Source organism: Nocardiopsis coralli (assembly GCF_014892575.1).
Taxonomy (GTDB): Bacteria; Actinomycetota; Actinomycetes; order Streptosporangiales; family Streptosporangiaceae; genus Nocardiopsis; species Nocardiopsis coralli.
This window is the reverse complement of record NZ_JADBGI010000016.1, coordinates 1-19,293: the sequence shown is the minus strand read 5'-3', so window position 1 is coordinate 19,293 and position 19,293 is coordinate 1. Positions and strand designations below refer to the sequence as shown.

The 19,293-nt window shown below is 73.0% G+C and carries 15 protein-coding genes; 10 read left to right on the top strand and 5 right to left on the bottom strand.

The window, feature by feature from the left end; genetic code table 11:
* Nucleotides 1-42 precede the first annotated feature (42 nt).
* From IDM40_RS18050 to IDM40_RS18040, 3 genes are all read left to right on the top strand, one after another.
* Entirely contained in the window at nucleotides 43-3,279 is a 3,237-nt protein-coding gene (locus IDM40_RS18050; protein WP_193123196.1) for a BTAD domain-containing putative transcriptional regulator, read from the top strand.
* Between the two features lie 113 nt (nucleotides 3,280-3,392).
* Nucleotides 3,393-4,028, top strand: a complete 636-nt coding sequence (locus tag IDM40_RS18045) for an NADPH-dependent FMN reductase (RefSeq protein ID WP_193123195.1) — start codon at nucleotides 3,393-3,395, stop codon at nucleotides 4,026-4,028.
* 69 nt (nucleotides 4,029-4,097) lie between these two features.
* The gene (locus IDM40_RS18040) at nucleotides 4,098-4,931 is read left to right on the top strand and encodes a cupin (RefSeq protein WP_193123194.1); all 834 of its coding nucleotides are present in this window, start codon (nucleotides 4,098-4,100) and stop codon (nucleotides 4,929-4,931) included.
* Nucleotides 4,932-4,986: 55 nt separating this feature from the next.
* Here IDM40_RS18040 and aztA read toward each other — a convergent pair whose 3' ends face one another.
* Entirely contained in the window at nucleotides 4,987-5,655 is a 669-nt protein-coding gene (aztA, locus tag IDM40_RS18035; RefSeq protein ID WP_193123193.1) for a zinc ABC transporter ATP-binding protein AztA, read from the bottom strand.
* An 80-nt stretch (nucleotides 5,656-5,735) separates the two neighbouring features.
* Between aztA and aztB the strand changes: the two genes are divergently transcribed.
* From aztB to IDM40_RS18005, 6 genes are all read left to right on the top strand, one after another.
* A complete protein-coding gene (aztB, locus tag IDM40_RS18030) occupies nucleotides 5,736-6,641 on the top strand; it encodes a zinc ABC transporter permease AztB (protein WP_193123192.1) in 906 nt (301 codons plus the stop codon).
* Nucleotides 6,638-7,858, top strand: coding sequence for a PQQ-binding-like beta-propeller repeat protein (locus IDM40_RS18025; protein WP_193123191.1), 1,221 nt, complete (start codon nucleotides 6,638-6,640; stop codon nucleotides 7,856-7,858). The genes aztB and IDM40_RS18025 overlap by 4 nt, the downstream gene beginning before the upstream one ends.
* Entirely contained in the window at nucleotides 7,858-8,802 is a 945-nt protein-coding gene (aztC, locus tag IDM40_RS18020; RefSeq protein WP_407939995.1) for a zinc ABC transporter substrate-binding protein AztC, read from the top strand. Before IDM40_RS18025 ends, aztC begins: the two co-directional genes overlap by 1 nt.
* 126 nt (nucleotides 8,803-8,928) lie before the next feature.
* On the top strand, nucleotides 8,929-10,095 hold the full coding sequence (gene aztD / locus IDM40_RS18015; protein ID WP_193123190.1) for a zinc metallochaperone AztD: 1,167 nt from the start codon (nucleotides 8,929-8,931) through the stop codon (nucleotides 10,093-10,095).
* 165 nt (nucleotides 10,096-10,260) lie between these two features.
* Nucleotides 10,261-11,067, top strand: coding sequence for an SAM-dependent methyltransferase (locus IDM40_RS18010; RefSeq protein WP_193123189.1), 807 nt, complete (start codon nucleotides 10,261-10,263; stop codon nucleotides 11,065-11,067).
* A gap of 107 nt (nucleotides 11,068-11,174) precedes the next feature.
* Nucleotides 11,175-12,125 carry an ABC transporter substrate-binding protein gene (locus tag IDM40_RS18005; RefSeq protein WP_193123188.1) on the top strand — a complete coding sequence of 317 codons (951 nt, stop codon included), beginning with the start codon at nucleotides 11,175-11,177 and terminating at the stop codon, nucleotides 12,123-12,125.
* Nucleotides 12,126-12,177: 52 nt separating this feature from the next.
* On the opposite strand, the gene IDM40_RS18000 is transcribed toward IDM40_RS18005, so the two are convergent.
* The 3 genes from IDM40_RS18000 to IDM40_RS17990 are packed head-to-tail and all read right to left on the bottom strand — an operon-like array spanning nucleotide 12,178 to nucleotide 15,129.
* Nucleotides 12,178-12,993 (bottom strand): ABC transporter ATP-binding protein, encoded by an 816-nt coding sequence (locus IDM40_RS18000; RefSeq protein WP_193123187.1) that lies wholly within the window; start codon nucleotides 12,991-12,993, stop codon nucleotides 12,178-12,180.
* A gap of 16 nt (nucleotides 12,994-13,009) precedes the next feature.
* Nucleotides 13,010-14,098: a FecCD family ABC transporter permease gene (locus IDM40_RS17995; RefSeq protein WP_193123186.1), complete on the bottom strand. Its 1,089-nt coding sequence runs from the start codon at nucleotides 14,096-14,098 to the stop codon at nucleotides 13,010-13,012.
* Nucleotides 14,095-15,129: a FecCD family ABC transporter permease gene (locus IDM40_RS17990; RefSeq protein WP_193123185.1), complete on the bottom strand. Its 1,035-nt coding sequence runs from the start codon at nucleotides 15,127-15,129 to the stop codon at nucleotides 14,095-14,097. The genes IDM40_RS17995 and IDM40_RS17990 overlap by 4 nt, the downstream gene beginning before the upstream one ends.
* Nucleotides 15,130-15,283: 154 nt before the next feature.
* On the opposite strand from IDM40_RS17990, the gene IDM40_RS17985 reads away from it, so the two are divergent.
* Nucleotides 15,284-16,291, top strand: coding sequence for an ABC transporter substrate-binding protein (locus tag IDM40_RS17985; protein ID WP_193123184.1), 1,008 nt, complete (start codon nucleotides 15,284-15,286; stop codon nucleotides 16,289-16,291).
* 1,546 nt (nucleotides 16,292-17,837) lie between these two features.
* Here the strand turns inward: IDM40_RS17985 and IDM40_RS28270 are convergent.
* The coding region (locus IDM40_RS28270) for an HNH endonuclease signature motif containing protein (protein WP_328807055.1) at nucleotides 17,838-19,293 on the bottom strand (1,456 nt) is incomplete at its 5' end.

The following is a 19,293-nucleotide window of genomic DNA, read 5'->3' as shown; positions in this document are numbered from 1 at the left end:
CTCCCTGGACACCCCGGGTCGGGGCCGTGCGACGATGAGGCCATGCGCGTTGACGTGTTGGGGCCGGTGCGGCTGAGTACCGACGCCGGTGAGCCGGTGCCCGTGCCCGAGCGCAAGGTGCGTCTGCTGTTGGCCCTCCTCGTCTCCCGGGAGGGTGAGGCGGTACCCGCCGACACCCTGGTCGAGCAGGTCTGGGGCGACGGCCGGGCCGCCCACCCCACGCGTGTGCTCCGGGCCAAGCTGTCCCAGCTCCGTTCCGCCCTGGACCTGGCCGCGGAGGGCGGCCGGGGGCTGTTGGTGCACACCCCGGCGGGTTACCGGTTGGACCTTCCGACCGGGGCGGTGGACGCCGAACGGTTCCGGGACCGGGTGGAACGCGCCCGCGCCGCGGGATCGGCGCGCGAGCGTGCCGACCTGTTGGGCGGGGCGTTGGCGCTGTGGCGGGGTGGGGCGTACGCGGACGTGGCCGACGAACTCGGGCTCGCCCCCGTCCTGGCCGCCCTGGAGGACGCGCGGTTGGGCGCGCTCGAGGAGCGGGCGGAGGCCCTGGCGGAGTCGGGTGAGCCCGAGGCCGCGGTGGAGCTGGCGAGCGCACCGGCGAAGGAGCACCCCACCCGGGAGCGGCTCACCGGTGCGTTGATGTCGGCCCTGTACCGGACGGGACGCCAGCGGGACGCGCTGATGCTGTTCGAGTCGTTGCGCGAACGCCTGGCCGAGGAGCTCGGGGCCGACCCGGGGCCGCAGTTGCGCGCACTCCACGAACGGATCCTGCGGCAGGACCCGGAACTGGCCGCCGCCCCCGGGGCCGGTGAGCGCCCCGCCCCGGGGTCCGAGCAGAGCGCCCGGGGCAGGCTGCCGTCCGAGATCTCGCCGATCATCGGCCGTGCCGAGGAGGCCTTCGAGGTCGGCTGTTACCTGGACCGGGGGAGGCTGCTGACGCTGACGGGGATCGGCGGGGTCGGCAAGACCCGGCTGGCGGTGCACGTGGCGCACGCGCGACGGGAGCACTTCCCCCGGGGTGTGTGGTTCGTCGACCTGACGGCGCTGTCGCCCTCCCCCGGGTTCGCGGCCGGGGCAGAGCCGTGGGAGGTGGCCTACCGGGTCACCGATCTGGTCGCGGCCGCGATCGGGCTCCCGGTGCGCACGGTGCCCGACGACTGCCTGCACCGCCTCGGGGACGCGCTGGGTGAGCGCCCCTCCCTGCTGGTGCTGGACAACTGCGAGCACGTGGTCGAGGAGGCCGCCGCCTTCGTCGGGGGGCTCCTGGAGAGCGTGGCCGGGGTGCGGGTGCTCGCCACCGGCCGCGAGCCGTTGAACCTTCCGGACGAGCAGCGGTACGACCTGCGGCCGCTCACCGTCACCGCCGAGGGCGGCCCCGGCCCGGCCGTGCAGTTCTTCACCGAGCGTGCGCGCGCCGTGGACCCGGGTTTTGTCCTGGACTCGGAGACCGAACCGGTGGTGGAACGCATCTGCCGTGCCCTCGACGGTCTGCCGCTGGCGATGGAGCTGGCCGCCAACCGGGTGCGCGCCCTGTCGGTGCACGAGCTGTCGGACCGGTTGGCCCACCGGCTCAACCTGCTCTCCCGCCCGGGCGGCCGGGTCCCGCGCCGCCAGCAGACGCTCAGGGCGATGATCGACTGGAGCTGGCGCCTGCTGGACGGCGCCGAGCACAGGGTCCTGCGGCGGCTGGCGGTGTTCCGGGGCGACTGTTCCCTGGCGGCCGCGGAGGCGGTCTGTGCCGACCCCGACGGCGCCGGGGACGAGGGGGTTCCGGCCTCGTCGGTCCTGGACGTGCTGACCGGGTTGCTCGACCGGAGCCTGGTCACCTCGGAGCCCGTGGGCCGCGAGCGGCGGTTCGGCCTGCTGGAGTCCATCCGGATCTACGCGGCCGAGAAACTCGCCGAGGCGGGCGAGCTCGAGGAGGCCGAGCGGCGCCATCTCAACCACTACACGGATCTGGTTCGGCGGGCCGACGCGGGCCTGCGCGGCCCCGACCAGCGCGCGTGGCTGTGCCGGATGGACACCGAGCACGTGAACCTGCCGCAGGCCCTGGACACGGCGCTGTCGCACGGGGAGGGCGCCCACGCGGTCGAGCTGACGCTGGGAACGTTCTGGCACCGGTGGATCACCGGGCGCATGGCGCACGTGGGCGAGGACCTGGCGGCCGCGGTCGCGCTGCCCGGCCCGCGCGATGACCGTTTCGCCCGCGCCGAAGCCCTGTCCGTGGCGCTGGAGGTGCACGAGCACCCCGAACGGGCCGAGGCGCAGGTCGATCGGGCGCTGTCGCTCTTCGGGGCCCGGACCCGGGTGGAGCGCGCCGAGGTCCAGTGGTTCGCCGGTCTGAACCTCTTCACCGCGGGGCTCGAGGGGGCCGGCGAGCGCCATCTGTCGGAGGCGATCGGCACGTTGGCCGAGCACGGCAGGGACTGGTCGGCGGCGGTCGCGGTCTGCTACCGCGACTGGATGCGGCTGTCGGTGCACGGCACCCTGCCCGAAGGGCTGCCCGACGGCCGCGGGGCCGGGGAGGTCCTCGAAGGTCTGGGCGACGACTGGGCCGTGGCACAGAGTCTGTCCGTGGACCACCTCGAGGCCGAGGTCCTGGGCCGGTACGGCCGGGCGCGGGCGGTGTCCGAGCGGGCGCTGGCGCTGTGCGAGGACCTGGGCCTGCCGACCGAGGTGTGCTGGTGGCGGGTGAGCCTGGCCGTGTGCATGCTCCGTGACGGTGAGGAGACCGGGGCCGCCGACCTGTTGCAGCGGGCCAGGGAACAGGCGCACGGGCTCGTGGACACCTACTGCCTGGGCTACGCCGATCTGGCCGAGGCGATGGCGGCGCGCCGGGACGGGGACCTGGTCCGTGCCCGCCGGTGCCTGGACCGCTGGACCGGTGTGGCCGCGACGTCCGGGGCCGGCCCCCTCACCGGTCTGGAGGAGGGTTTCCTCGCTCTGGCCGAGGGGGAACCCGAACGTGCCGCGACCGCCCTGCGCGGCCTGCTCCCGACGGTGCCCGCCACGGACGCCGCGCCGGTCCTGGCCCGGGCCCTGGAGCTGCGGGCCGGAACCGAGGCGCTCGGCGGCGACCCCGTACGTGCGGCCGAGGCTCTGGGCGCGGCCGCGGGTGTGCGCGCGGGTACGGCACCCAACGTGCTGGAACGCGCGGACCTGGGGCGTGTGCGGGCCCTGGTCGCGGACCAGCTCGGCGAGGGGCCCTTCGCGGAGGCGCTGGAACGGGGCGCGGGCACGACACCTTCCGACGTGCTGGAACGGCCCCTGCGGGGCTGAGGCGGGCCCGGGGCCGACCGGGGACCGGAACCCCGGGGGAACGTTTCCGGAACCCCGCGGGGCGAGTGTCGGGGTGTCAGCAGGACACGACGCCCCGAAGGGATCGCACGGCCATGACCGACACGACACGTTCCGCGCACGCCCCCGGCCGCGATACCGCTCCCCTGCGGGTGGCCGTCCTCATCGGCAGTGTCCGCAAGGACCGCTTCGGCCCGGTCCCGGCCCGGTGGATCACCGCGCAGCTCACGTCCCGCCCCGAGCTGGACGTGGACCTGGTGGACCCGGCCGAGTACGACCTGCCCCAGGTCCTCAACGGCAACGACCCGGGCGAACCGCTCCCGGAACCGGTCAAGGCGCTGGGTGAGCGGTTGCGGCGGGCCGACGCCTTCGTGGTGGTGACCCCGGTCTACAACCGCAGTTACCCCGCCTCGTTGAAGACCCTCGTCGACTGGTTCGACGAGGAGTGGACGGCCAAGCCCGTCGGTTTCGTCTCCTACGGCGGTCTGACCGGCGGGGTCCAGGCGGTGGAGCACCTGCGCGCGGTCTTCGCCGAGTTCAACACGGTCTCCCCGCGTGAGGCGGTGCTGTTCCCGAACTTCTGGGAGGCCTTCGACCACGACGGCCGGCCGGTCGACGCCGGGACGGTGTCCCGGGCGACCGACGTCTTCGCCGACCAGCTCCTGTGGTGGGCCCGGGCGTTGCGGCGTGCGCGCGCCGAGTCCCCCTTCCCGGTGGAGGGCGAGCAGTGAGGGCCCCGAGAGGCCCGTACACGAGCGGGCGGGCACCGGGCCGCCCGGCAACGGAAGAGGTGGAGTGAGATGGGTTTCGAACCGAGGTCGGTGGCGGCCTACAGCATGGACGACGTGGGGTTGTGGGCCTGGGAGGACGAGGACTCCGGCGCTCACGTGGGTTACATCGCCGACGAGGAGGAGGGCTCCCGCATGGGCCTGGCCTTCGTCCGGTTCCGTGCGGGGGTGAACTTCGACTTCGCGTGGCCCTACGACGAGATCAGCGTGGTCACGCGCGGGTCCCTGACGGTGCGCACCGGCGGAGAGGTGATCACCGCGCGGGAGGGGGAGATCCTCACCCAGCCGAAGGGGGTGGCCGGGACCTTCGAGATCGACGAGGACCTGGAGATGATCTGCGTCCACTTCCCCACGTTCGCCCGGGCCTTCGGGATGACGTTGCGCGAGTACAAGGCCGAGACGGACGCCGGGCGGGAGCCGTCCGGCGGTGAGGCGGCGCCGCGCGGCCGGGAGTGGGCCGGGGGCGCTTTCGACCCCACTCGAATGCAGGTGTTCGGCCCGGGTGACGTGCCTTCCTGGGGGACCGTGGAGGAGGAACCGCTGTCCCGGGTTGGTTACCTGGCCGACCGGGCCGAGGGGTTCCCCATGGGCATGGCCTACTCGGAGTTCGCCCGGGGCGGGGTCCACGACCTGTCCTTCCCCTACGACGAGGTCGCCGCCGTGACGCGGGGTTCGTTCACGGTGCGCAGCGGGGGCCGCTCGTTCCGGGTGGGGCCCGGCCGGATGCTGTACATGCCCGCCGGGGTGTCTGCGGTCTTCGAGATCGAGGAGGACACCGTGGCCGTGGGACTGCACCACCCCACGTTCGCGGAGGCTTTCGGGCACGACCCGCACCAGGTGTACTGACCCGAGAGGTTGGTGACGCGGCCCGAGGCGCCCCGCCGCCCGTCCCCCGCGGGGGTCAGGCGGCGGGGGTCTCGGTGAGGTGCCCGTCGTGCAGGCGCAGGACCCGGTCGGCCCCGCGCGCTTCGTCCGCCGAGTGGGTCGCCACCACGACCGCGCACCCCCGGTCGCGTTCCTCCGCCAGCACCTGCGCGATGGCGGCGCGCGCCTCGGTGTCCAGGCCGGTGGAGGGTTCGTCCAACAACAGCAGGTCGGCCTCCTGTGCCAGCCCCTGCGCGACGAGCACACGCTGGCGCTGCCCGCCGGAGAGCGCGTGCAGCGGCCGACCGGCGAGATCGGCCACGCCGAGCCGGTCCAGGCAGTGCGCGACGGCCCCGTGGTCCTCACGCCGCAGACGCCGCCAGGCACCCCGGCGGGCCCAACGGCCCATGCGCACGGTCTGGACGACGGTGAGCGGCAGCGCGTCCGGAACCGCGCTGCGCTGGGGCACGAACGCGGGCCGGTGCGACCCGCGGTGCTCCACACGTCCGCTCCGCAGCGGATGTGTGCCGGCCAAGACCCCGAGCAGGGTCGACTTCCCGGACCCGTTGTCCCCGACGAGCGCGGTGACGGTCCCTGCCCGGATCTGCGCACTCACGCCGCACAGGACGTCGGCCCCGTCGTGTCCGGCGTGCACGGCGTCCAGGCTCACCCGCGCCCTGGTCCCGGTCTCGGTCTCGGTCGTCATGGTGGTCTCCGTTCCTACGCCCGGCCGGCCCTCAGGCCCGACTTGCAAATGATAACGGTTTTCATTGTAATGTGTCGGGCATGGAAGCACTGCTCGGACCCTTCGAGGTCTCCTTCGTCCAGCGCGCGCTGTGGGGCGGCGTCCTGGTTTCGCTGACCTGCGCGCTCGCCGGAACATGGGTGGTGCTCCGCGGCATGGCCTTCTTCGGGGAGGCCGTCTCGCACGGCATGCTCCCCGGCGTGGCCCTGGCCTCCCTGCTCGGCGGGAGCGTCTTCGTCGGGGGCGTCCTGGCCGCGGGCGCCATGGCCGCCGGGGTCACCGTGCTCAGCCGTTCACCCCGCCTGAGCAGGGACACCAGCATCGGCCTCCTCTTCGTCGGCATGCTCTCGATCGGCGTGATCGTGGTCTCGCACTCGCGGTCGTTCGCCGTGGACCTGACCGCGTTCCTGTTCGGGGACGTGCTCGCCGTGACCCCGCGCGACCTCGTCCACCTGGCCGGAGCACTCGCGGTGGTCGCCGCCGTGGCGTTCGCCGGGCACCGGTCCTTCCTCGCCCTGGCCTTCGACCCGCGCAAGGCCCACACCCTGGGGCTCTCCCCCAAGTGGGCCCACGCCGCGCTCCTGGCCCTGGTCACCCTGGCGGTCGTGGCGTCCTTCCACGTCGTAGGCACCCTGCTGGTCTTCGGCATGCTCATCGCCCCGCCGGCCACGGCCGTGCTGTGGGCCCGCACGGTTCCGGGCATCATGCTCGGCTCGGCCGTGCTCGGGTGCGCCGCGACCTACACGGGCCTGCTCGTGTCCTGGCACGCCGGAACCGCGGCCGGGGCGACCATCACCGCGACGGCCGTCGGCTTCTTCCTCGTCTCCGCCCTCGCAGCCCATGTGCGCGGGCTGCTGACCCGGCGTTCCTCCCCGCTCCCCGTCCCGACCCCGCCCTCCGCCGCTGCCCAGGGCACGGCCCGCACCGAGAGGACCCCCACCCCGTGACCCGCACATCCCGCACCCGGATCCCCCGTACGTTCGCGCTCACCGCCGGGGCGCTCGCCCTGGCCGCGGCAGCCACCGCGTGCACCGGCGGCACGGGCGAGGAGGACACCGACGCCGGCGCCGACGGCGAGGCCACCCCGCACGGTTACGTCGAGGGCGCCGAGGAGACCGCCGAACCCCAACCGCGCCTGGTCGTGGCCGACGAGGAGGGCGAGGCACAGGTCCTGGACCTGGTCACCGAGGAGGCCACCGACCTCGACCCGCTGCCCGACCCGGTGTCCCTGAGCGGGGACGGCCGGTTCGCCCACCTGTCCGACGGCGAACGCACCCGCGTGGTCGACACCGGGGTGTGGACCGTCGACCACGGCGACCACAACCACTACTACCGCGCGCCCGTCGAGGACCTCGGCGAGGTCGACATGCCAGGCCCCGTGCGGAGCGCCTCCGACACCGATCACAGCGTGCTCACCGGCGACGACGACACCCTCGTGCTCGACCGCTCCGCACTGGAGGACGGCGCCACCGAGACGGCCGACGCCGGCACCGAGTCGGAACCCGGAGCGCTCCTGGCCCCGTACGAGGGGTTCCTCGTGCACGCCCACGAGGACGGCACGGTCGAGGTCCTGGACGCGGAGGGTGGGACCGCCGAAGAACTCGACGAGACCTGCGAGGACCCCGCCGACAGCGCGCTCACCCGGTCCGGCCTGTTCCTGGTCTGCGACGGGGGCGCTCTGGAGGTGACCGGGTCCGACGAAGGGTTCTCCGCCGAGGCGCTCCCCTACCCCGACGGGACCGACGACGGCGACCGCGCCGAGTCCCTGGGCCACCGCCCGTTCGCCACCACCGTCGCGGCCCCGGCCGGCGACGACGGCGTGTGGGTCCTGGAGAGCGGTTCCGAGGGATGGAACCGCCACGACCTGCCCGACACGGTCGCGGCCACCGCGATCGGCGAGGGCGGCCCCGTGCTCGCCCTGACCGGGGACGGCCGGCTGCACGCCCTCGACCCGGAGACCGGGGAGGAACGCGCCTCCACCGACCTGCTCGCGGGCGTCGATCCCGAACACCCGCCGGTGGTCGAGGCCGATGCCGGGCGCACCTATGTCAACGACGCCGAGGAGGGCCTCGTGTACGAGATCGACCACGACGACGACCTGCGGGTGGCGCGCGAACTGGAGACCGGCCCCGCTCCCCACTTCATGGTCCGGACGGGGTACTGATGGGCGCCCCCGCACACCCGCGCACCCACGCGCGCATGCACCTCCTGCTGCCGGCCGCCGCCTGCGCATGCGCGCTCGCCCTCAGCGGCTGCACCGGGGATGCCGGCGACCGGGACCACGTGGTGGTCACGACCAACATCCTCGGCGACGTCACCGAGAACGTGCTGGGCGGCCAGGCGGAGGTCACGGTACTCATGCCGCCGGACGCCGACCCTCACTCGTTCGAGATCTCCGCGCAGGAGGCGGCCCTGTTGGAGTCGGCCTCCCTCGTGGTGCACAACGGGCTCGGCCTGGAGGAGGGCGTGGAGCACCACGTCTCCGCCGCCGAGGAGGCCGGGGTCCCCACCCTCGAGGTCGGGACGCACGTGGACCCCATCGACTACACCTCCGACGAGGACCGGGGCGAGCCCGACCCGCACTTCTGGACCGACGCCCAGCGCATGCTCTTGGCCGTCGACCTCATCGCGGAGGCCGGGGCGGAGGAGCTCGACGGTGCCGACACCGACGCTCTGCAGGCCGACGCCGAGGACTACCGCGGGGAGATCGAGGAGCTCGACACCTGGATGGCGGAGCGCTTCGAGGCCCTGCCGGAGGAACGGCGGTCCCTGGTGACCAACCACCACGTCTTCGGCTACCTGGCCGAACGCCACGGTTTCGAGGTGATCGGCGCGGTCGTGCCCAGCGGCACCACGCTGGCCTCGCCGAGCAGCGCGGACCTCGCGGACCTGGCCGAAGCGGTCGACAGGGCGGGCGTGGAAGCGGTCTTCGCCGACTCCTCCCAACCCGACCGGCTGGCCCAGGCCATGGCGGAGGAGGCAGGGACCGAGGTCGAGGTCGTCCCGCTGTTCTCGGAGTCGCTCACCGCGGACGGCGGGGGCGCCGACACCTACCTGGAGATGATGCGCTCCAACACCGACGCGATCGCCGACGCACTGACCGAGTGAGCCCCCGGCCGTGCCTGTCGAGGGCCGTGGGCCGCGTCCTCCCCTGTCCCCGCGCGGCGCTCCCCCGCTCACGTCCGACACGCCTCCCGACCATCCCCACCCATCCCCGCACAGAGGAGAAGCACCATGTTCACCCCACGCCACACCGGTACGGCCGCCCTGGCCGCATCGGCGCTGCTGCTGACCGGCTGCAGCGGCGGTTCCGGCGACGACCCGGCTCAGGCCGGGGACGGCGCAGACATCACCGACCCGGTGGTGACCACCTATGACGGGGGCATCCTCGTCCTCGACGGATCGACCCTGGAGGTGGAGGCCGACATCGAGCTCGACGGTTTCAACCGGCTGAACCCGGCCGGGGACGGGCGGCACCTGCTCGTGTCCACCTCCGCCGGGTTCGAGGTGCTGGACGCGGTCGCCGGCGAGCTCACCGGGACCGTGTTCGAGGCCGGAACCCCGGGCCACGTCGTGGTGCACGAGGGCCGCACGGTGCTGTTCGACGACGGCAGCGGCGACATCACCGTCTTCGACAGCGACGAGGCCGGCGAGATCGAGCCGGAGGAGGCCGAGACCCACAGCAGCGGCGAGCCCCACCACGGGGTCGCGGTGGAGCTGTCCTCCGGGGAGCTGGTGCACACCGTCGGCGACGAGGACGAGGTGTCCGGTGTCGCGGTCCTGGATCCCGAGGGCAACGAGGTCGACCGCACCGACGACTGCCCGGGTGTGCACGGTGAGACCGTCGCCCAGGACGAGACGGTCGTCGTGGGCTGCGAGGACGGCGCCGTGCTCTACGACGGCGACGGGTTCGCCAAGGTCGACAGCGAGGACGACTACGGGCGTATCGGCAACCAGGCCGGGTCCGAGCACTCGCCCGTGGTCCTGGGCGACTACAAGGTCGACGAGGACGCGGAGCTGGAGCGCCCCGAGCGGGTGGCGCTCATCGACAGCGCGGCCGAGGAGCTGGAGCTGGTCGACCTCCCGGCCAGTTACACGTTCCGTTCCCTCGGGCGCGGCCCGGAGGGCGAGGCGCTGGTGCTGGGCACCGACGGCACGCTGCACGTCATCGACCCCGAGGAGGGGGAAGTCGTCGACGGGGTCGAGCTCATGGACGAGTGGGAAGAGCCGCTGGAGTGGCAGCAGCCGCGCCCGGCCCTGTTCGTCCGCGGGTCCACGGCCTACGTCAGCGACCCGGACGCGGACGAACTGCACGCGGTCGACCTGGAGTCCCTGGAAGTCACGGCCACGCAGGGGCTCGAGGGTGAGCCGAACGAGCTGAGCGGCGTCTCCGCGCCCTGACCACGGCTCCCACGGACACTCTGCTCCGCAGCCACCGGCGGTGGGCCCGCCCTCTCCCCGGGCCCACCGCCGGTCCCTACTCCTGCGTCCCGGCGCCTATGCTGTCCGGTGCCCGAGGAACCGTGTTCCCCGCCACCGCGCAGTCACCGACGACGGAAGGCACCCATGCCGGACTCCCCCTCCCGGATCCCCCACGGCATCGACACCTCCGAACCCCACTCCGCCCGCATCTACGACTTCTGGCTGGGCGGCAAGGACCACTACCCCGTCGACCGGGCCGTAGGTGAGCAGATCCGCTCCGCGCTCCCCGTCATCGGGGACATGGCGGTCAAGAACCGGGCCTTCCTCAAGCGCGCGGTGCGCTTCCTGGCCCGGGAACGGGGCGTGCGCCAGTTCCTCGACGTGGGCACGGGACTGCCCACGGCCGACAACACCCACGAGGTGGCGCAGGCGACGGCGCCGGACTGCCGTGTGGTCTACGTCGACCACGACCCGCTGGTGCTGGCCCACGCCAGGGCCCTGCTCACCAGCACCCCGGAGGGACGCACCGCCTACGTCGACGCCGACCTGCGCGACCCGGAGACCGTCCTGCGGGAGGCCTCCCGCACCCTCGACCTGTCGCGTCCGGTGGCGCTGACGCTGCTGGGCGTGCTCTTCCACGTGCCCGACGACTCGGCGTACACGATCGTGCGGGACCTCATGGCGGCTCTGGCCCCGGGCAGCTACGTGGTCCTCACCCATGCCACCGACGTGGTCACCGGGCCGGCGATGCGCGAGGCGGTCCGGCAGTGGAACGAGGCCGCGTCCGTCCCGATCACGTTGCGCGCCCCGGCACAGATCGAGCGCTTCTTCCAGGGGTTGGAGCCGGTGGAACCGGGCCTGGTCTCCCTCCCCCTGTGGCGCCCGGACGCCTCGCAGGTGGGCACACCGCAGGAGATCGACGAGTTCGGCGGCGTCGCGTACAGACCCTGACGTGTGCCCCGGGCCGCGCCCCCGCAGTTCACAGAACACCCGTTCAGGGACGCCCCGGACACCTGCTGTTAAGGTATGGCTCACCTAACCTCAGGAGGTCCCCACCCATGGTCACCCCAACGGCCACCCTCGCCCCTGTTCCGGCCCTGCGTCCGACCGCCGCCGCACACATGACCCGCCGCGGGTTCGGGTTCGCCGGCGCCGCCGTGCTCGCCCTGACCGCGTGCGGGCCGGGCGCGGACTCCCCCGACGAGCAGGAGGGCGGCCGCACCGTCGAGGACGCGACGGGCGAGGTCGAGGTGCCCGAGCAGGCCGAACGGGTCGTGGCCCTGGACAGCCTGGTCATCGACACCTGCGTCGCCCTGGGCGCCCCGCTCGTGGGCGCCGCCGAGGCCGGGTCCGTCGACACCCTGCCGGTCTACCTCGGTGAGGACGTCGAGGGCGTGGAGACCGTCGGCAACATCGCCGAGCCCAACCTCGAGGCGATCGGCGCCCTGGAGCCCGACCTGATCCTGGGCACGAAGCTGCGCCACGAGGACCTGCACGAACAGTTCTCCGCGATGGCCGCGACCTTCTTCGTCGCCGAACCCGCCATCGGCTGGCAGGACAACGTGCTGGCCATCGGCCGGGCCCTGGGCCGGGAGGACCGCGCCGAGGAGGCCCTGGGTTCCCTGCTCGCCGAGGCCGTCGACGCGGGGCAGGAGGTGGGCGCCGAGGGCACCACCGTGCACGTGCTCCGCCGCGTGGACAACGGGGTGCGCCTGCACGGGCCCGACACCTTCTCCGGTTCCGTGCTGCGCGAGATGGGCTTCAGCGTCCCGGACATGGACTGGGACGACAACGACATGGCCGAGCTGAGCTTCGAGAACCTCGACCGCGTCGACGCCGACGTCGTCTTCGTCACCGACGACACCGACCTGGACGACGAGCTGCTGTCCGGGGTCCCCGCGGTCGCCGACGGCAACGCGTACGGGGTGGACGACCGCACGTGGATCTCGGGGATCGGCGTCGTCGGCGCCGGCCACATCATCTCCGACGTGCGCGGCTTCCTGGCCTGACCCCGGGCTTCGACCCGGTCGGACCCCGCTCGACCGTCCGTCCCCGACCCGCTCAGGCGCGCTGGGGGCGGCGGTCGACCGGGACGATCATCGGGGTCTTGGTCTCGGGGTCGGGCACCACGCGCACCGGCAGCCCGAAGACCTCCTCGACCAGCCCGGCGGTGACCACGTCCTCCGGTGCGCCCTGGGCGACGATCGCACCGTCCTTCATCACCACCAGGTGCGTGGCGTAGCGGGCGGCGTGGTTGAGGTCGTGCAGCACGGCCACGAGCGTGTGCCCGCGGTTGTGGTGCAGGTCCGCGCACAGGTCGAGCACGTCCATCTGGTGGGCGATGTCGAGGTAGGTGGTGGGCTCGTCCAGCAGGAGCAACGGCGTCTGCTGGGCCAGCACCATCGCCAGCCACACCCGCTGCCGCTGCCCGCCGGAGAGCTCGTCCACCGACCGGTCGGCCAGATCGGTGACCCCGGTGGCCTCCATCGCGTCGGTGACCACGGCCTCGTCCTCGGCCGACCACTGGCGCAGGAACCCCTGGTGGGGGTAGCGCCCGCGCGAGACCAGGTCGGCGACGCCGATCCCGTCGGGCGCCACGGAGCTCTGCGGCAGCAGCCCGAGGCGGCGGGCGACCTCCTTGGCCGGGTAGGAGCCGATGGCCTTGCCGTCCAGGTGCACCTCCCCGTCGGCGGGCTTGAGGGTGCGCGAGAGGGCGCGCAGCAGGGTGGACTTGCCGCAGGCGTTGGGGCCGACGATGACCGTGAACGAGTTGTCGGGGATCGACACCCCGAGGTCGCGGGAGATGACCCGCTGGTCGTAGGCCAGGGTCAGCCCGTGGCCGTTGAGGCGGGTGTCGTCGTGGCCGTTGGTGCTCATGTGTTCCTCGAGGTGGTCAGGCACGGCCGCCGCGCCATTCGGTGTACAGAAGCCAGATGAGGTAGGTGCCGCCGATGACGGCGGTGACCACACCCACGGGGAGCTGTGTGGGCGCCAGGGCGCGCAGGGCCACCAGGTCGGCGACCACGAGCAGTGTCGCACCCATGGCGGCCGCGCCCACCAGGGTGGTCCCGCCCGAACGGGTCAGACGGCGGGCCAGCTGCGGCGCGGCCAGGGCGACGAAGCCGATCGGGCCCGCCACGGCGATGGCGGCGCCGGTCAGGGCGCTGGCCGCGGCGAAGGCGACGATCTGTGTGCTGCGGGTGTTCACGCCCAGGCCGCGGGCGGTGTCGTCGCCCAGTTCCATGAAGCGCAGGCGGCGGGCGTAGGCGAAGAGCACCCCGCCCAGCAGCACGAACGCGATCCACACGGCGGCGACCTCGGCCCACCCCCGGCCGTTGAGGCTGCCGATCATCCAGATCTGCGCGCCCAGGGCGTCGGTGAGTTCGGCGCGGGTCATGAGGTAGTCGCGCACCGACGAGAGCATGGCGCTGATACCGATCCCGACGAGTACGAGCCGGTACCCCTGCACGCCGTTCTTCATCGCGAGCAGGTAGACGACGGCGGCGGTGATCAGCCCGCCGGCGATGGCCCCGAGCGACACCCCGAGGCGGCCGGCGCCGAAGGCGAGGATGGCGGCGACGGCACCGGTGGCGGCCCCGGACGTGAAGCCGATGATGTCCGGGCTGCCCAGGGCGTTGCGCGACAGGCTCTGGAAGACGGCCCCCGCCACACCGAGCGCGGCCCCGACGCCGAGCGCGGTCAGGGCGCGGGGCAGGCGGGTGTCCTGCACGAAGAACACGTCGAGGTGTTCCCCGTAACCGAAGATCGCCGCGGGCACGGCCGACAGCGGCACCTCGTAGTCGCCGACGGAGACCGACAGCGCCAGGGTGAAGGCGCTGACCAGGACGAGTACGAGGACGACGGCCAGCGTGCGGGGCCGGGCCAGGAAGGACAGGCGCCCCCGCAACGGCCGCACGGGCACGGTTCCGTGCGGGGCGTGGCTCCGGGCGGGACCGGGGCGCTTGCTCAGGGTGTCACTCACAGCTGGGCCATCTTTCTGCTGCGGACCAGGGCGATGAACACGGGGGCGCCGACGATCGCGGTGATGATGCCGACCTCCAGTTCGGCCCCGGGGACGACGAGTCGGCCGACGACGTCGGAGGCGGTCAGCAGGATCGCTCCGAGCACGGCCGAGTAGGGCAGGAGCCAGCGTTGGTCGGGCCCGGTGATGATGCGTGCGATGTGCGGGATGACCAGGCCGACGAACCAGATCGGCCCGGCCGCGGCGGTGGCGGCGCCGCACAGCAGGATGATGCCGACGGCGGCCAGGGCGCGCACGACGGGGATCCGGGCCCCGAGGGAGGCGGCGAGGTCGTCCCCGAGCGCGACGGCGTTGAGGGAGGGGCCCATGCACAGGGTCAGCACGATGCCGGCGACAAGGAACGGCGCGACCTGCCAGAAGATCTCGATGTCGCGTCCGACGAGGGATCCCACCTGCCAGAAGCGGATCCGGTCGAAGGCGAAGTCGTTGAGCACCACGACGCCGTGCACGAGCCCTTGGAGCACGGCGGCCAGGGCGGTTCCGGCCAGGGCGAGGCGGACCGGGGTGGCGGCGGCGCGTCCGCGGGACCCGAGCGCGTAGACGGCGACGGCGGCGAGGGCGGCGCCGATGAAGGCGGGCCAGACCAGGGCGGTTCCGCTGACGCCGAGCACGACGCTGGAGACGACCACGGCCGCGGCGGCGCCGGAGTTGACGCCGAGGATGCCGGGTTCGGCGAGCGGGTTGCGGGTCAGCCCCTGCATGAGGGCGCCGGCCAGACCGAGGGCGGCGCCGACGAAGACGCCGAGGATCGTGCGTGGCACGCGCAGGCTGCGCACGACGTCGTGGTCGTAACCGCCGTCGTAGTGGACCAGCGCGTTCCACACCTCGACGGGCGCGATGGCCTTGGATCCGACGGAGATGCTGAGGAGCACGCACCCGCCGAGCACGGCGAGGGCGAGCAGGAGCCCGGTGGGGCGGGCCACGCGACGGGCGCGTGTGGGTCCGGGGGGACTGGGAGCGCGCAGAGCCACGTGCTTCCCCGTTCGTGTTCGCGTCGAAGACAGAAGGTGAGGCTTGCCTTAGTATGGACCGACGCATCATCGTACGGCACGTCGGACAGCGCCCACCGCCCGACGTATCAGGCCAGGCTTACCTTACCAATCCTCCACGCGAAGGGTCCGATCGATGCCCCTGTCTGCATTTTTGCCCCGTTCCCTTCCCGCCGTGGGCCTCGGCGCGGTCCTCGTGGCGGCCGGCTGCTCACCGGGCGGCGACGACCCCTCGGAGCCCGACGGCGAGACCCGCACGGTCGAGGCGGCCAACGGTTCCGTGGAGGTACCCGCCGAGCCGCAGAGCGTGGCGGTGCTGTGGCGCCCGACCCTGGGGGCCGCCACGCAGCTCGGCCACGACGTGGTCGCGACCATGGGCACACCGGGCCAGAGCGGGCAGGGGCTGGAACCGTTTCTGCCCGAGGGGGCCGACGCCGACGCGCTCACGGTGGTGACCAACTCCCCCTCCGAGGAGGACGTCAACATCGAGGAGCTGGCCAACACCGCCCCCGACCTGATCATCGGCGTGGACACGCAGATGGGCGCGCAGGCGGAGATGCTCGACGACCTGGAGCAGATCGCGCCCACCGTACTCCTGGAGTGGGACGGCACCGGGGCCTGGCGCGGCCACCTGGAGGAGGTCGCCGAGGTCCTGGACGAGCCCGACCGGGCCGAGGAGGCGGTGGCCGAGTACGACGAAGCGGTGGAGGAGGCGCGCGAGGAGCTGTCCGACGCCGGCACCGACCCCGCCGAGACCGAGCTGTCGCTGGTGCGGCTGCAGGACGAGAGCGAGGTGCGCCTGGAGACCTCGGCCTCGTTCCCCGGGCAGGTCGTGGACGACCTCGGCTTCGCCCGTCCCGACGACCAGATCGACCCCGACGGTGAGACGGACTTCGTGCCGCGCAGTTACGAGAACCTGGACTCCGCCGACGGGGACGCGGTGTTCGTGCTGACCGGGTCGGGTTACCCCGAGGCGCCCGACACGTTCTCCGACGGGGTGTGGGCGAACCTGTCAGCCGTGCAGGACGAACAGGTCTTCCACGGCGACCACGACGTGTGGGGCGCCGCGTCCTACTACGCGGCGCACCGGATCGTCGAGGAGGTCACGGCCGCGCTGACCGGTGAGGCCGAGCCCGCCGTTTAGATCGTAGGTGGGGTTCAGATCGTTGATGGGGATTGCGCCCGGGGGGCGAAGGGGTGAGGCCTTCCCTCGGGCCCTGGGGGTGGGGGCTGTGGTGTGGCCTCGGGGGTGCTGGTTCGTTGGGGGTGGGTTCGTCGAAGGTGGGTTCGTCGAGGGTGGGTTCGTCGAGGGTGGGTTGTCGGGGTCTCGGATGGGTGTTCTGTGGTGTTGCCTCGGGGGTGGTGGTTCGTCGGGGCCGGGATCGTAGCCCGGCCGGGCCTGCACGCAACCCTCGTCGGCGCCACCCCCAGTCGCTGAACTCGGTGGAACGCGGCAGCTTTCTTGTGGTTGTTCGGGGCGCCTCGGGGTGTGCGTTCCGGCCCTGTTCGCCGGGCTGACCCGACCCACCTCGACGAACCACCCTCACCCCCGAGGCCCCCGCCCGCAGCCAAAAGAACGGTGGGCACGGGCGAACGGCAACTACCCCACTCCCTGGGGCGCTTCATTGCGACCAACGGTCCAGGCGTGCGGGCGGCCTTCGCTCCTGCGACCACCACTCTGGCCCCGCGCACTCCCGGCAGGGCATTGAGTCCAGGGGTGGCAGGTGTGCGGACGGCCTCCCGGGCCCCGCGCACTCCCAGCCGAGCATTGAGTCCCAGGGGTGGCACGTGTGCGGACGGCCACCCGGGCCCCGCGCACTCCCGGCCGAGCATTGAGTGTCAAGGGTGGCACGTGTGCGGGCGGCCACCCGGGCCCCGCGCGCTCCCGGCGGAGCATTGAGTCTCAGGGGCGGCACGTGTGCGGGACCGATCGGTCTTGGAGATTCTCCAGGCCTCGTGAGCGTGATGTCAGGTGGGTCACCGGCGAGCACCTGCGCCAACACGTCCTGCTCGAGAGATTCTCCGTTCGGGTCGCGCTGCGATGTGACCGTCGAAGACGGGGGTGGCGACCGCGGTCCTGGAGATTCGCCAAGCCCTGGGGCGGCTGCCGGGTGTCGTCGGCGTGTGTGCCTCCTCCGGGCCCTGCGCACTCCCCGTCGAGGATTCAGGCCTGGTGGCACGTGTGCGGGTGGCCTCCTGCCGGGGTCTGGGCTGACTGCTCACCAATCGCGCGGTCGCCGGGTCGCCCGGTCGTGCCCTGATTTCTGGTGGGGCCGAGAGGGAGGGCGCTCGATCCTGTGTCTCTGCGCCTCTGTGTTGTTGATGGTGCTCATAAGGGCGCTGACAACGTTTTCAGGTGCTCAGAAGAGCACTACCAACCGCGGGGAAGGGCCGCTCGGTCCAGGAGCAGGCTCACGTGCGATCGGGTCCGGTGGGGACAGAGTGCGGGCCGCAGCCGTGGGTGGGTATGTGTTGGGCCTTCGATGGAGATGCTCCAGAAGCGGTGCCTGGTGCCTGGCGCCCGGAGCGTGGTGGGCTGTGGGCCGTGGGCCTCGGCGGGGCCGGTTGCGGCAGTTGCCGTCCCAGCGTGCACCGCTGGATCCGGTCCTGGAGATTCTCTGACGGCCAGAGCGGGGCTCGGCAGGGGGACCGAGCCCGGTGCGGGCGGCCTATGGAAGGGGCCTGCTGGTCTAGCCGGTGCCGGTGTCGGTGGTGCCGGTGGTGTCGGTGGTGTCGGTGACCTCAGCACCCGAGCCGCCCTTGGCGCCGCCACCGGTCCCACCGGTCCCGTTGGTGGGGGTGTTCTCGGTGCGGGTGTGGCGGTACTTGGCGCGGTTGTGGGTCGAGCACAGGGGCTGGAGGTTGGTGGCCTTGGTTTCGCCGCCGTGGGAGAACTCGGTGATGTGGTCGGCCTCGCACTGCGAGACCGGCACGTCGCACCCGCCGTTCCAGGCGCAGGTGGTGTGCCCGGCAAAAGCGGCGGTGCGCAGGTAGCCGGGTGCGAGGCGGTGGGCGCGGCCCAGGTCCAGGGGCAGGCCGGTGCGGTCGTCGAAGATCAACCGGCGGATCTGGGCCGTCGGCGCCATGGCGCGCACCGCGGACAGGGCCAGGACGTTGCCGTCCTCGGTCACGGCCACACCGGAGGAGACGGGCACACCGGGGAAACCGGAGGGGCCCGGGAAATCGGGGGTGGTGGAGGGCGGCCCGGTGTTGGCGTTGGTGCCACCCGCGGTGGCGGTGGCGGTGGTGGTGACGCCGCCACCGGTGCCGCCGCCGGGGTCGGGGCCCGGTTCGGCGCCCGGCTCGGGGCCGGGGGCGGCACTCGCCCCGGTGTTCCCGGTTGCCCCGGTGGTGTTGGCGCCACCTGCGGTGGCGGCGCCCACGGCCCCGGCTGCGCCGGTGTGGCCGACGCCGTTGGCGCCGTCGGAGTTGTTGGTGTCGGTGTCGGTGTTGAAGGCGAAGCCGAAGCCCAGCAGCGCCGACAGGGGCACGGTGATGTTGATGACGGCCTTGGTGCCGGGCGGCTGCGAGCAGCCGCCACCGGCGGTGGCGCCAGTGGCAGCGGCAGGGCCGCCGGAGCCAGCCCCGGCGCCAGCGCCGTCGGCGTGGCCGACGGAGTCGGTGCCAGCAGCAACGGTGGTGGCACCGGCGAAGCCGTTGCCGTTGCCGTTGGTGGTGTGGCCGTGGTGGCCGTGGGCGAACCCGGCCGCGGAGATCAGGGCGTCGTAGGTGCGCGCGTAGCGCGAGGTCACCGACTCACCCGCGGGGATGAGTTCGATGTCGGCACCGGTGCCGGTGGTGCCTTCGGCACCACCAGGCGTCTTCTCGGTCGCCCCGTACGGGGCCGTGAAAGAAGCCAGCGCCGCCTTGAGGCGCTCACCGTCAGAAGCAGGGCCCCAGGCCTGGAACGTGAAACCGGCGAACGAGGTCTGCAGGCGGGCCCCGCGCTCAGCGAAAGCGGCCTCTTCGTTCTTCTCCGCCCGGTTGGGGTTGTAGGTCAGCCCCAGGGCGTGGGCGGTGCGGTCCAGGGTCTGCACCGAGGTGGCCGGCTTGACCCGCTTGAGGTTGGCCAACCCGTGCTCGAGCTTGGCCCGGTACAACTCCTCGTCCGGGTTCTCACCCACATCGCGGTTTTCGACCTGGCGC